Here is a 12,023-nt window from a genome sequence, read left to right as displayed (position 1 = left end):
TTAGGGCTATTCCGATGAAGGTATTCCAATACCTCAATCTCTTCATTTTTAAGTGTTATATATCTCATAATGAGATAAATATACGAAAATTATTATATATACGCAATAAAATACGACATTATTTTATTCTTATTACTTATTAGAGTTATCAATTCATTAGTTTTAACATAGCAATGAAATAAAAATAAATTTTTAACATTATTTCTGTTCTATTTCATCATTTTTTGCAATTGCTTTTCGTAATTCTTTTTGAAGTTTTAACCAATTTATAGATTTCTGTTCACTCCAATTCGTAAATGCATAATTGGTAAAATACTTATGCGCACCAACGAATTTTTCGTTTTCTAACAACCAATCAATATCTGATAACTTCTTACCTAGAATCTGCTCCCACTCTAATCTTAACAAGTTTGATTTTTCAATAAACGATTCTTTGCCCAAATGAAACAAATCGGCATCGCACATAATTTTTTGGATTATATTTAGTGGGTTTTGGGGAATTTTAGTAGCATTAATACATGTTTTAACTGCTTCAATTTTTTTCGAATCATATGACCTTTTAATCAAAAAAATTTCTGCAATGTTCATGCTGTTTTCTTCATGATTCTCGAACCCATTAATAAATCCAATATCATGAAACCAAGCTGAAAGTAAGACAATTTCCCTATTATCTTCAGAAATTCCTTCAGCCAAGGCAATTTCATTTGCAGCAAATACCACCTCAAGCGTATGAATATAATTATGATAAACAACCTGAGGTTTTAGATTGTTTTTAAACATTTCAAAAATATAACTTTGTATTTCCTTAAAAAAATCGTTTTCTAACATCTTTAACAATTTTACTTTATTCAAAAATACATAAAATTAGGTGGTTTAATTTTAAAATTTTATTTGAAATGTGAGTCGTTTTTTAATAAAGAAACTTTCCCTTTTTATTATAATTATTAATTTAATTAGTTACCCAATTTATAAAACTCAATATAATAAAGTGTTTATAAATGAATTTGAGTTTTATCATAGAGCAAGTGTTGGAGGAAACGATAGTTTAAGATATTATAGAAACAAACGTTCTGACGAAGACAAATCGTTTTACCAAAATACAGATATCTGTTTTAATTTACGTAATTTTAAAACGAAATTTATTCCAATACAAGTTGGAGTTTTTGGATGTTTTGAATAAGAAAGTGTTTAGCTTAAAAATGGGACATTAAACAATTGGAAAACTTCGTGCAATGGATAAATTTGGTTAGTTGGTGCTGAATTATTTACCTTAAAAGGCTCATTGTTTAATTCAAAAGATAGCACTTATTTTAATATGGGATTAGGCTTTGGATTTAAAAATATTTACGAATTATGAATAAAAAAATAACAGCTTTACTTTTTTTAGTGGTTTTATTATCGGCTAAAATGACTTCACAGCAAATTCAAGTCAAGAAAATTAATTCAAGAGAACTTGGAACCGAACGTATACTTAAAATTTATGTTCCACCTAGCTATAACGAAGATAATACTAAATTATATCCAATAACAGTTGTTTTAGATGCTGAATATTTGTTCGATGTTTATGTTGGAAATGCCATATTATTTGCAAATATAGATGAAGCTCCTGAGCAAATTATTGTTGGTATATATCAAAACCAATTCAATGAACGTTTTGAAGATTGTTCTTTTCAAAAAGAAAACAGTCTACCAACAGATCGTGGCGCTGCTTTTTACAGATTTATACGAAGTGAATTGGCAACTTATATGGAAAGTAATTATCGGATTTCACCTTTTAAAACCATTATTGGAAATACTTTAACCGCAAATTTTCTAAATTATTTTTTAATTGAAGACCACCCAGGTTTTAACGCATTTATAGCCATTAATCCTTATTTAGGGCTGGATATTCCTACAATGTTAGATCAGAAAGTAAAAACATTAAAGGATGAGAATATTTACTATTATCTAAGTAATGGCTCTTATAATACAGAAAAGTATGCTGCTGAAATAAATAATGCACATCAACTTTTATCTAAAAGTAACAATCCAAAATTTAAATACAAATACCAAAATATAGATGGCGCCACAAAAACATCTTCTATTGGTGTTTCAATTTCTAATGCCTTGGCTTTTATTTTTGAATTATATTCCGCCATTTCCACAGAAGAATTTGAAAAAAATATCAAAAATTTGTCTCCTGCTGACGCAATTGCTTACCTAGAAAATAAATATGTTGAAATTGATTATTTATTCGGAAGCAATTTAAAAATTCGTGAAAAAGATATTTTTGCTATTGAAAGTATTGTTATGGATAAAGAAAATGGAGATTATTTAAAAGATTTTGGAGAAATGATTAATAAATTATATAAAGAATCACCTATTGGAGATTATTATATTGGTCGTTATTACGAAACTGGAAACAAATTAAAACAAGCTCTAAATTATTACAAAAGTGGCTATATGAAATTACCAGAAGGTGACCCAAATGCCGATGGGTATTATGAAAATATAGATCGTATTATATTAAAACAAAGTGGTTTATATGTAGAACCTGAACAAAAAAAAGAAAATTAATAGTATGAAAAAACTAACACTCATTTTAATTCTAGCTCATTTTAGTTTGAACATTTTTGCCCAAGAAGATTCAGTTATTAATGTAAATATTCCTTCTGAACAAAAATATCAATTTTCAACCGTAATTGATATTGAAGCGAGCAACGTAAAAAATCAAGGAAATACAGGAACCTGCTGGAGCTTTTCGGCATCATCATTTTTAGAATCAGAAATATATAGAACCACTGGAGAATTTATAGATATTTCTGAAATGTATAATGTAAGACATACCTATAATTCAAAGGCTTACACCTATGTAATGAGGCAAGGGAAAACTCAATTTAGTGAAGGTGGATTGGCTCATGATGTTTTTAATTCTATAAAATTAAACGGACTAGTACCTGAATATAGCTATACAGGTTTGGCAACCGATTCGACCCGATATAATCATGAAAAACTAGTTCCAAAAATGCAATTGGTTTTAGACAACTACATTAAATTAGCAAATAAAACAGGTGTTAATTGGAAAAAACAAGTCGATTCTATTTTAAATATAGAATTAGGAGTAATGCCTCAATATTTTATATTTAACGGTGTTACTTACAATTCTAAATCCTTTTTAGAATACACCCAAATAAATCCTTCAAGCTATTTAACATTAACATCTTTTACCCATCAGCCTTTTTATAATTCAATTATATTAGATATTCCCGATAATTTTTCAAATGGCATTTTTTATAATATCCCAATATCAGATTTGGTAAGTACTGTCGATGAGGCTCTTAAAAAAGGTTTTACCTTAACCTTAGATTGTGATGTTTCAGAAGAAACATTTTCACAAAAATATGGCATTGCAGTTATACCAAAAAACAGTAAAAACAATGAAAAATCAATGACCTATATTGTTGAAGAACCTATAATTTCACCTGAATTTAGACAGCAAGAATTTGAAAATTACAATACCACCGATGATCATTTAATGCATATTATTGGGTTGGTTAAAGACCAAAATGGAACAGAATATTACAAAATAAAAAATTCTTGGGGAGCAAGCGGTAGTCGAATTGGCAATGGAGGGTATTTATTTATGAGTAAAACCTTTTTTAAGCTGAAAACAATCTCCGTTACTCTGCATAACGATGCAATTTCTGAAACTTTAAAAAAACAATTAAAAACTTAAAAAAATAATTATTTTTGATTTATAAATTTGCAGACCTAATTCCCTCTTCGGAAATAGTAATAAGTTTTTGCTTAAATAAGCCCCCAATAGCACTTTTAAACGCCTTTTTACTCATTCCAAGTTGATATTTAATTTCAACAGGATCACTTTTATCGTTTAAAGCTAAAAATCCATCATTTTCTTTAAGTGCTTTTAAAACAACAATTTCATACTTAACAATGGTGTTTTTAAAACCAATTGGTTGAAGACTCACATCAAGTTTTCCGTCTTCACGAATTTTTTTAACGTATCCAACGAGTTTTTCACCTTCAGCAATTTTTTGAAAAAGTTCATTTTTATAGAGTAATCCTTCATACGTGTGATTTACCAACACTGTAAAACCTAGGCCCGTATTTCTCCCTACCAATAATTCAACTTTATCTCCAACTTTTAATTCCATAGGTATTTATTTTAAATTGCTAAAATACGCTTTTAAAATTTTATCGTTATCTTCTCTTGGTGTGAAAATTTCTACTAATTTAGGGGTTGTCGAAATTTGGTAAAAAGAACTTAATTGTTTGTTCAAATTTTCCAAATTATCAACCGAAACATATTCAAAATTAAACATTTTGCATAAATGTTCTGCAGTTAAACTATGTGGTGTTTCAAAATAATCCAACGCATTAGAATTTTTCGGTCCAGAAATAAATCTAAAAATACCTCCACCTCCATTGTTTACCACAATTATTCTAAAATTAGAAGGTATATAATTATTCCACAGGGCATTGCTATCGTAAAAAAAACTGATATCACCTGTTATAAAAACAACAGGATCCTTACTAGTATAAGCAGCTCCAATTGCAGTACTTGTTGAGCCGTCGATTCCGCTTGTACCTCTATTACAAAAAATCTTTAAGCTTTTTTCAATGTCAAATAATTGAGCATATCTAATAACCGAACTATTCCCTAATTGCAATTGCCAATTTTTAGGAATGTTTTTCAATAATGATTCAAATACTTTTAAATCTGAAAAAGCACATTCATCTAAAAAGTGTTGATGCTTTTTTATTCTGATTTCTTTTTTAGCTAACCAATAATTCTGATAGTTGCTTTCATTTTTTTTTGTTAAAAAGAAAAACTGACTAAAAAATAATTGTGGTGAAATTTTAAAATGGTGGGTTAAGCAATGAAACGTATCAAAAGCCCTTAAAGAATCTATATGCCAATGCTGTTTTGGTTGAAATTTTCGCAACTGTTCTTTTATTTTTTTTGAAACAATTAAACCTCCTAAACTAATTAATATATCTGGTCTAAATTTCTCAAGTTCATCATCATCAAATGGAAAAATCAACTTATCAATACAATTTATAAATTTTGAATTATGCACATTTGCCGTATTTTCGGTTAAAACCAATACAGAAGAATCTTTAAGAAAATGGTCTAATTGTATTTGCAATAAATCATCAGGGAAATGAGAACCAACTAAAACCATTTTTTTTGAAGATGAATTCCATAAATTAGCAAACTCCTGAAGTCCATCAACATTTAAAGGGATTTCTGGAACTTCAATAGAAAACAAGTTTTCTGTATTAACACCTTCAATATCAGTTGCTTCAATAGTAGCATATAAAGGTTCGTCAAATGGGGCATTAATATGAACAGGCCCTTTTTGTTGAATTGCTATTTTTAACGCGTTTTCTATTTGAAATATATCATTTTCTGCTCCCAAATTAGCATTGTAAAGGCAATGATTTTCAAACACGTTTTTTTGCCTAATAGTTTGTCCATCTCCAACATCAATAAGGTAATCTGGCCTATCAGCAGAAATAATTACCAATGGTATATGGCTATAAAATGCTTCTGAAATAGCAGGATAATAATTTAACAATGCCGATCCAGAAGTACAAACCAATGCCACAGGCTTTAGTGTTTGCTGGGCAATTCCCAAAGCAAAAAAACCAGCACATCGTTCATCAACAACCGATAGACTTTCAATCTTTTTTGAAGCATTAAATCCAATAATTAAAGGTGCGTTTCTAGAACCAGGAGAAACAACAACAGTTGTTATTCCAAATTTTTCACAAGAATATACTATTTGATTGGCTAATTTATTTTGAGGTATAAAAGGCATTTTTAATATTTAATAATTGCTGTTAAATTCGTTTTTTTTAAATAAGATAAAATTGTTTTCTTTTTTAACATCTTGCTCCTTTTCGTTTTTTACCAATTTTTCCCATTTCCATTATTTTGTTAATATACTCTTTTGCAAATGGTACTTTACAAACTGTTCCAATTCTTTAAGAATTTCTTTAGTATTCATAAGTTGCTATTTAAATTTGATCAATTTTAATTACAAAGTTAAGGAAAGTAAGCCTACAAATAAGTCCATTAAAGAATGGCTTTTATTGTTTGAGTTTTGAAAACTGTTTCCTCCCATTCTTTTTGAGGTTCACTTTGTGATGTAATCCCACCTCCAACATATAAGGCAACTGTATTTTCTTTTACCTTCATACACCTCAAATTAACAAATAATTCCGTCTTTTTCGAAACATTTAATTCTCCTAAATAACCTGAATAAAACTCTCGATGATAGCCCTCGTTTTCAATTATAAATTTCAGAGATTTATCTTTTGGAAAACCGCAAATTGCTGGAGTTGGGTGCAAACAATTAATGATATTTTTTAAAAAGTAAGGCTTTATCATTTCGCCTGAAATAGTGGTACTCAAATGAACCATTTTACCTGCAGTTACCGAAATGGGGCCATTTAAACTAATTTTATCTACATGTGTTTTGAGCTGTTCCACCATAAAATCGGTTACAATTTGCTGCTCTTCTAGCTCTTTTTCACCCCATTTAGTTTCTAGGTGGTTAAAATTCTCAAGTTTAAGTTGTGTACCTGCCAAAGAAACTGTTTTGATTGTTTTATTTGAAATTTCTAATAGCTTTTCTGGCGTTGCACCTAACCATAATCCAATTTTTGGATGAAACCAACAATACACAAATGCATTTTGATAATTCAATAACATTTTTTCAAAAATTGTCACAATCGAAATGGCTTCAACGTTTATAATTTCTTTTCGCGACAAGACAATTTTTTTTGCAAACCCACTTTTTATAAAATCAATTCCTTTTTGAACCAACTTTAAATGATTTTTTTTTAGGACTTCAGAATCTTCAAATACAACATCGGTATTTTTAATATTATCTACAACTAGTGTGTCAAAACTGCTTGCTTTTATTATTTTACAACAATCTATTGGAAAAATAATGCTATTTTCTAATGAATTAAAAGGTGCAAAAACAAATCCACTTTTTTCAAAATCATCCAAGAAATAAACCTCATCATTCTTCTGAATATAACTTGTAACAACTTTATCATTCGGTTTTCTATAAACTGCAAATGGTATTTTTTTTGTTATGTTTTTTTCAATTTCATGAAATAAAAATGACAATGTACAATCCAAAATATTTTATTTAAAATAATTACTTAAATTTTAGGCAATATAATATTAGTAAGTTTACAAATTGAAATCAATTTATCAGCTTCATCAGTTACTTTAATCTCAATTAAATGTGTAGTTCTTCCTTTATGAATAAATGTTGCAGTTGCGGTTACAATTCCATTTTTAATACTGCTTAAATGGTTTGCAGAAAATTCAATCCCACGTACTACAAATTTCTCATTATCAATTATCAACATCGAAATTGGGCTTCCTACACTTTCTGCCAAAGCCATAGTTGCGCCACCGTTTAAAACACCATCTGGTTGGTGCACTCTCTTATTAACTGGCATGGTAGCAATTAAATAATCATCGCCAACATCAATATATTCAATAGCTAAAGTTTCCATCAACGTATTTTTTCTTAAACTATTTAAAACCTTTAGCGTTTCTTGTTTCGACATCATAAAAAAATATTTGATTGTAAAAATAGGAATTTAACTTTAAATTGTAACTTTGATAAATCAATAAAAAAAATGTTATGGCTTACAAATTGAGAGTTATTTTGGACGTTGAAGAAGATGTTATTAGAGATATCTTAATATCTGAAACGATTACTTTAGAAGAGTTACATTTTACTATTGCAAAATCATTTGGTTTTGGAGGGCAAGAAATGGCTTCTTTTTACCGAGCAGACGATCAATGGGAACAAGGTGATGAAATACCACTTTGTAATATGTCCGACGATGATGATGCTTTTGATATGGGTAATTGCATGGTAAGTTCTATTTTAAAAGAAGAAGGTGACAAACTGATTTATGTTTATGATTTTTATGCAATGTGGGCCTTCTTTGTTGAATTATCGGAAATTAAAAAAATGAGCACAAAAGAATTACCAATAATTGCATTAACCATTGGTATTACTCCCAAAAATGCTCCTGAAAAGGAATTTATTTCAGACGATTTTGATCCATTTAAGGATGATTTTAACCAAGAGGATGAAAATTTTGATAATTATGGTGACCCTGATTCAGATGAATTTCACTATTAATTTAACAACCATATTTTCACAAATTTGGCTCAATATGTATAAGCACCTGTCCTAAATTAGGTAACTTTAGTTTGAGTGCATCTTTTAAATTGTGTGAAATTTTATGCCCTTGCTCAACAGATATTTGGCCGTTTACAATTGCGTGTAAATCCACATGAAAAATCATTCCAGCCTTTCTAACATAACATTTTTCCGTTCCTAAAACGCCATCAACTTTTAATGAAATATGTCTTATTTCAGCAATCAAATCATCGTAAACATGTTCATCCATCATTTCACCAAGAGCAGGTCTAAAAATTAGGTAACTATTAAATAATATAAATCCCGCAGCAAATAAAGCGGCCCAATCATCTGCAGTTTCATAACCTTTTCCAAATAATAGTGCAATAGAAATTCCAATAAAAGCAGCAATTGAAGTTAATGCATCACTTCGGTGGTGCCATGCATCTGCCTTTAATGAACTACTATTTGTTTCCTTACTTTTTTTTAGAACATATTGGTAAGAAATTTCTTTCCAAACTATTATAACAGCTAAAACTATAAGTGTCCAAGCCTCCGGTGATTTATGTGGAATTAGAATATTTTGAATGCTTTGATGAGCAATTAAAATTGCAGAGGTTATTAAAAACCCAACCACTAAAAAAGTAATTAAAGGTTCTATTCTGCCATGACCATAAGGGTGGTTTTTATCTGGGGGTTTTTGTGCGTATTTTAATCCCAAGAGAACAAGAATTGAAGAGAAAATATCAGTGGTAGATTCTATTGCGTCTGCAATTAGGGCAAACGAATTTCCAAAAAATCCAGCTAGTCCTTTGATTATTGCAAGTAATAAATTTCCTGCTATACTAAAATAAGTTGCTTTTATTGCTTTAATTTCATTTGTCATAGAGGAGTTAATCTTATCTATCATGAATGATATACGTGTTTACATTTTCGTAATTTCTTACAACAAAATCAAATGCAACTTTCAATATTGAACCCATTGAATTACATTTTTTAAAATTTTTATCATTAGTGTACACATTTAAATCCATTTTTAACTGATGAATTTTTTCAGGAGTTGAAATTTTATCGTTCACCATACAATTCAATAAATCATTTACTCTTTCATGTGAACCTTTAATTCTTCGAGCAATTGCGGATCGTTCTTCTTTTTTATATTGTTCAACAGATTCTTCCTGTAAGTTTTCACTAACCATTTTCACAAATGGATAATTTTCTTTAAAAAACTGTGGAAAATAAACTTTTAAATTGCCCTCAAAGCATTGCTGATCGAAATCCATGGCTCTAATTCTGTATTCTACTTGATCAAAATCGTATGACGCAACAATTACATAATTATAAGCTCTCATATCCCCTAATAATCGGATCATGCAGCGTTCGTTAAATTTAACAAACTCTTTCGATAATCTTTTTTTACCGCTTATTGATACATTTTTTAAATTTTCGGCTAAAAATTGATCGCCTGGAATTCCCAACACATGCTCTTCAATCAAGGTGTCTTTATACACCAAAAAATTAATATTATTAGGCGATAAAATATGTTCTAATTCTAAACCATAAACTCTAGAAGCATCTGCTTTTTTAATATATATATAAGTATGGTTATCATTTAAAATATTTCTAATTTTTACTCTAAATGGTTTAGAATTTCCAAAAGTGCAATAGTCAATTGCGTCAACGGTTATAAAAGGGAGAGAATCTTCACTACCATCACCATGCAAAATAACATACATTCTTTTTAAACTTAAATCAATTTCATCACGTTCATGTTCGGCATAATACACTCTTATCCAAAGGGTATCATCTCCATTTTTATCATATACTTCAATAGCACCAGCAAAACGTAACAAATCATCGTAAAAAACAGGAATTTTAATATTTCTATTATATTCTGTTAAATATTTATATAACTGTTCATTAATTGGATATGCTGGCTTTTTTTTAGAAATTAATTTTTCTTCCATACTTTTATTCATCTTATTATGCCAAAATTACTATATTGTAGTAACAATTTTAAATTATCTTCGTCTTAATTTTACACTAAGCTATAAAACTTTGGAAACAATACTATCAATTAATAATCTTAATAAAAAATTTGGAAAAATACATGCAGTAAACAATCTTTCTTTTGAAATAAAAAAAGGAAATGTTTATGGTATATTAGGACCAAATGGAAGTGGAAAATCAACAACTTTAGGAATTATTCTAAATGTAGTAAACGAAACTTCGGGCAGTTTCAGTTGGTTTGATGGAAAAATATCGACCCATCAGGCATTAAAAAAAGTAGGGGCAATTATTGAACGCCCAAACTTTTATCCATACATGACTGCCATTCAAAATTTAAAATTAGTTTGTAAAATTAAAGGGATACCCTATACAAAAATTGAAGAAAAGCTAAAAACTGTTAATTTATTTGAACGAAAAGATAGTAAATTTAGCACCTATTCTTTAGGAATGAAACAGCGATTGGCAATTGCTTCTGCTTTACTAAATGATCCAGAAATTTTAATTTTAGACGAACCTACAAATGGTTTAGACCCTCAAGGAATTCACGAAATTAGAGGGATTATAAAAGAGGTGGCTTCTGAAGGAACAACCATTCTTTTAGCTTCGCATTTATTAGATGAAGTAGAAAAAGTTTGTTCACATGTTGTTGTAATTAGAGAAGGTATTAAATTATATTCTGGTAGAGTTGATGAATTAACTGCTTCTCACGGTTTTTTTGAATTAAAAGCAGATGTTACTAATGAAACACTTCTTGATTTATTAACCAAATTTGAAGGAATTTCCTCAACTAAACTTGTAGATGAATTATTAATTGCTACTTTAAATAAACCTATTTCACCTACAGAAATAAATGAATATTTATTTAAGAATGGAATTATTTTATCGCATTTGGTGAAAAGAAAACCAAGTTTAGAACAACAATTTTTAACCTTAACTTCAAAAAACTAATTTATGTTCCGACTTTTAAATATTGAAATTCATAAATTAAAACATAGCCGTGCAAGTAAAGTTCTAATAATTTTCTATTTTTTACTTCTCACATCTATTGCACTTATTGCAGCCATTAAATTCGATATTGGACCTATAAAATTTCATCTAGCTGAACAAGGAATTTTTAATTTTCCGTATATCTGGCATTTTAATACGTATATAGCAGCTATTTTTAAGTTTTTCCTTTTGCTGGTAATTGTTTCAATGATGGCAAATGAGTATAGCAATAAAACGTTGAAACAAAATTTGATTGATGGTTTAAGTAAAAAAGAATTTATACTCTCTAAATTTTATACGGTACTTTTATTAGCGATACTTTCAACTATTTTTGTGTTTATTGTATCTTTAATTTTGGGATATGTGTACTCCGATTTTACTGAATTTGCCATTTTAACAACAGATCTTATTTATTTTGTTGCATTTTTTGTAAAACTGACCGGATTTTTTTCTTTTGGTTTATTTTTAGGAATTTTAGTAAAACGATCAGCTTTCGCAGTTGGTGCAATGATTGTTTGGTCTATGATTGAAGGATTTACCAAAGGAATGATTTATTGGAAATTTGAAGATTATGTAAGTGAAATTATGCGATTTTTCCCATTGGAAGCAATGAGTAACTTAATTAAAGAACCTTTTACACGATTAAGTGCCGTGAAAACAGTTGCAAAACAAGTTGGAGAAGACCTATCTAAGGATTTTTCTGTACAATATTTAGATGTTATAATTGTGCTTATTTGGACAATAATTTTTATATATCTATCCTATAATTTATTGAAAAGAAGAGATTTGTAAACTAATTCAAAATTTTAATACTAGTTATTTTTATATTTGAATAATATT

13 protein-coding genes are annotated in these 12,023 nt (G+C 28.7%); 6 read left to right on the top strand and 7 right to left on the bottom strand.

Going from position 1 to position 12,023, the window contains the following annotated elements:
• Window positions 1-198: 198 nt before the first annotated feature.
• Window positions 199-828 carry an HD domain-containing protein gene (locus tag Q8S45_RS04005; RefSeq protein WP_305601438.1) on the bottom strand — a complete coding sequence of 210 codons (630 nt, stop codon included), beginning with the start codon at window positions 826-828 and terminating at the stop codon, window positions 199-201.
• Window positions 829-988: 160 nt separating this feature from the next.
• Between Q8S45_RS04005 and Q8S45_RS04000 the strand changes: the two genes are divergently transcribed.
• From Q8S45_RS04000 to Q8S45_RS03990, 3 genes are all read left to right on the top strand, one after another.
• A complete protein-coding gene (locus Q8S45_RS04000) occupies window positions 989-1,180 on the top strand; it encodes a hypothetical protein (protein ID WP_305601436.1) in 192 nt (63 codons plus the stop codon).
• 173 nt (window positions 1,181-1,353) lie between these two features.
• Window positions 1,354-2,556 carry an alpha/beta hydrolase gene (locus tag Q8S45_RS03995; protein WP_305601434.1) on the top strand — a complete coding sequence of 401 codons (1,203 nt, stop codon included), beginning with the start codon at window positions 1,354-1,356 and terminating at the stop codon, window positions 2,554-2,556.
• 4 nt (window positions 2,557-2,560) lie between these two features.
• Window positions 2,561-3,715, top strand: coding sequence for a C1 family peptidase (locus Q8S45_RS03990; RefSeq protein WP_305601432.1), 1,155 nt, complete (start codon window positions 2,561-2,563; stop codon window positions 3,713-3,715).
• Between the two features lie 19 nt (window positions 3,716-3,734).
• Here the strand turns inward: Q8S45_RS03990 and Q8S45_RS03985 are convergent, their stop codons facing one another.
• The 4 genes from Q8S45_RS03985 to Q8S45_RS03970 all read right to left on the bottom strand — a co-directional run bounded on the left by Q8S45_RS03985 (window position 3,735) and on the right by Q8S45_RS03970 (window position 7,602).
• Window positions 3,735-4,154: a DNA-binding protein gene (locus tag Q8S45_RS03985; RefSeq protein ID WP_305601431.1), complete on the bottom strand. Its 420-nt coding sequence runs from the start codon at window positions 4,152-4,154 to the stop codon at window positions 3,735-3,737.
• Window positions 4,155-4,160: 6 nt separating this feature from the next.
• Window positions 4,161-5,825, bottom strand: a complete 1,665-nt coding sequence (menD, locus tag Q8S45_RS03980; protein WP_305601430.1) for a 2-succinyl-5-enolpyruvyl-6-hydroxy-3-cyclohexene-1-carboxylic-acid synthase — start codon at window positions 5,823-5,825, stop codon at window positions 4,161-4,163.
• Between the two features lie 257 nt (window positions 5,826-6,082).
• The gene (locus Q8S45_RS03975; protein WP_305601429.1) at window positions 6,083-7,159 is read right to left on the bottom strand and encodes a chorismate-binding protein; all 1,077 of its coding nucleotides are present in this window, start codon (window positions 7,157-7,159) and stop codon (window positions 6,083-6,085) included.
• 23 nt (window positions 7,160-7,182) lie between these two features.
• Complete coding sequence (locus Q8S45_RS03970) at window positions 7,183-7,602, bottom strand: PaaI family thioesterase (protein ID WP_305601428.1); 420 nt, start codon at window positions 7,600-7,602, stop codon at window positions 7,183-7,185.
• A 74-nt stretch (window positions 7,603-7,676) separates the two neighbouring features.
• Here Q8S45_RS03970 and Q8S45_RS03965 point away from each other — a divergent pair, with 74 nt between their 5' ends.
• Entirely contained in the window at window positions 7,677-8,186 is a 510-nt protein-coding gene (locus Q8S45_RS03965) for a hypothetical protein (protein ID WP_305601427.1), read from the top strand.
• A gap of 16 nt (window positions 8,187-8,202) precedes the next feature.
• Here Q8S45_RS03965 and Q8S45_RS03960 read toward each other — a convergent pair whose 3' ends face one another.
• Both Q8S45_RS03960 and Q8S45_RS03955 read right to left on the bottom strand, forming a co-directional pair.
• Complete coding sequence (locus Q8S45_RS03960; protein ID WP_305601440.1) at window positions 8,203-9,072, bottom strand: cation diffusion facilitator family transporter; 870 nt, start codon at window positions 9,070-9,072, stop codon at window positions 8,203-8,205.
• Window positions 9,073-9,085: 13 nt separating this feature from the next.
• Entirely contained in the window at window positions 9,086-10,153 is a 1,068-nt protein-coding gene (locus tag Q8S45_RS03955; RefSeq protein ID WP_305601426.1) for a hypothetical protein, read from the bottom strand.
• Between the two features lie 91 nt (window positions 10,154-10,244).
• Here Q8S45_RS03955 and Q8S45_RS03950 point away from each other — a divergent pair, with 91 nt between their 5' ends.
• Window positions 10,245-11,144: an ABC transporter ATP-binding protein gene (locus Q8S45_RS03950; protein WP_305601425.1), complete on the top strand. Its 900-nt coding sequence runs from the start codon at window positions 10,245-10,247 to the stop codon at window positions 11,142-11,144.
• Between the two features lie 3 nt (window positions 11,145-11,147).
• Complete coding sequence (locus Q8S45_RS03945; protein WP_305601424.1) at window positions 11,148-11,975, top strand: ABC transporter permease; 828 nt, start codon at window positions 11,148-11,150, stop codon at window positions 11,973-11,975.
• Window positions 11,976-12,023 lie beyond the last annotated feature (48 nt).

The sequence above is a fragment of the Lutibacter sp. genome (genome assembly GCF_030692605.1).
Taxonomy (GTDB): Bacteria; Bacteroidota; Bacteroidia; order Flavobacteriales; family Flavobacteriaceae; genus Lutibacter.
The sequence above is the reverse complement of the archived record's forward strand: the minus strand, read 5'-3'. Positions and strand labels throughout refer to the sequence as shown.

What these genes read in the sequence shown, in the direction of transcription:
- Q8S45_RS04005 (WP_305601438.1), bottom strand. Translation starts at nt 828, where the DNA reads ATGTTAGAAAACGATTTTTTTAAGGAAATACAAAGTTATATTTTTGAA.
- Q8S45_RS03970 (WP_305601428.1), bottom strand. Translation starts at nt 7,602, where the DNA reads ATGATGTCGAAACAAGAAACGCTAAAGGTTTTAAATAGTTTAAGAAAA.
- Q8S45_RS03965 (WP_305601427.1), top strand. Translation starts at nt 7,677, where the DNA reads ATGGCTTACAAATTGAGAGTTATTTTGGACGTTGAAGAAGATGTTATT.
- Q8S45_RS03990 (WP_305601432.1), top strand. Translation starts at nt 2,561, where the DNA reads ATGAAAAAACTAACACTCATTTTAATTCTAGCTCATTTTAGTTTGAAC.
- menD (WP_305601430.1), bottom strand. Translation starts at nt 5,825, where the DNA reads ATGCCTTTTATACCTCAAAATAAATTAGCCAATCAAATAGTATATTCT.
- Q8S45_RS03955 (WP_305601426.1), bottom strand. Translation starts at nt 10,153, where the DNA reads ATGGAAGAAAAATTAATTTCTAAAAAAAAGCCAGCATATCCAATTAAT.
- Q8S45_RS03945 (WP_305601424.1), top strand. Translation starts at nt 11,148, where the DNA reads ATGTTCCGACTTTTAAATATTGAAATTCATAAATTAAAACATAGCCGT.
- Q8S45_RS03985 (WP_305601431.1), bottom strand. Translation starts at nt 4,154, where the DNA reads ATGGAATTAAAAGTTGGAGATAAAGTTGAATTATTGGTAGGGAGAAAT.
- Q8S45_RS03960 (WP_305601440.1), bottom strand. Translation starts at nt 9,072, where the DNA reads ATGACAAATGAAATTAAAGCAATAAAAGCAACTTATTTTAGTATAGCA.
- Q8S45_RS03995 (WP_305601434.1), top strand. Translation starts at nt 1,354, where the DNA reads ATGAATAAAAAAATAACAGCTTTACTTTTTTTAGTGGTTTTATTATCG.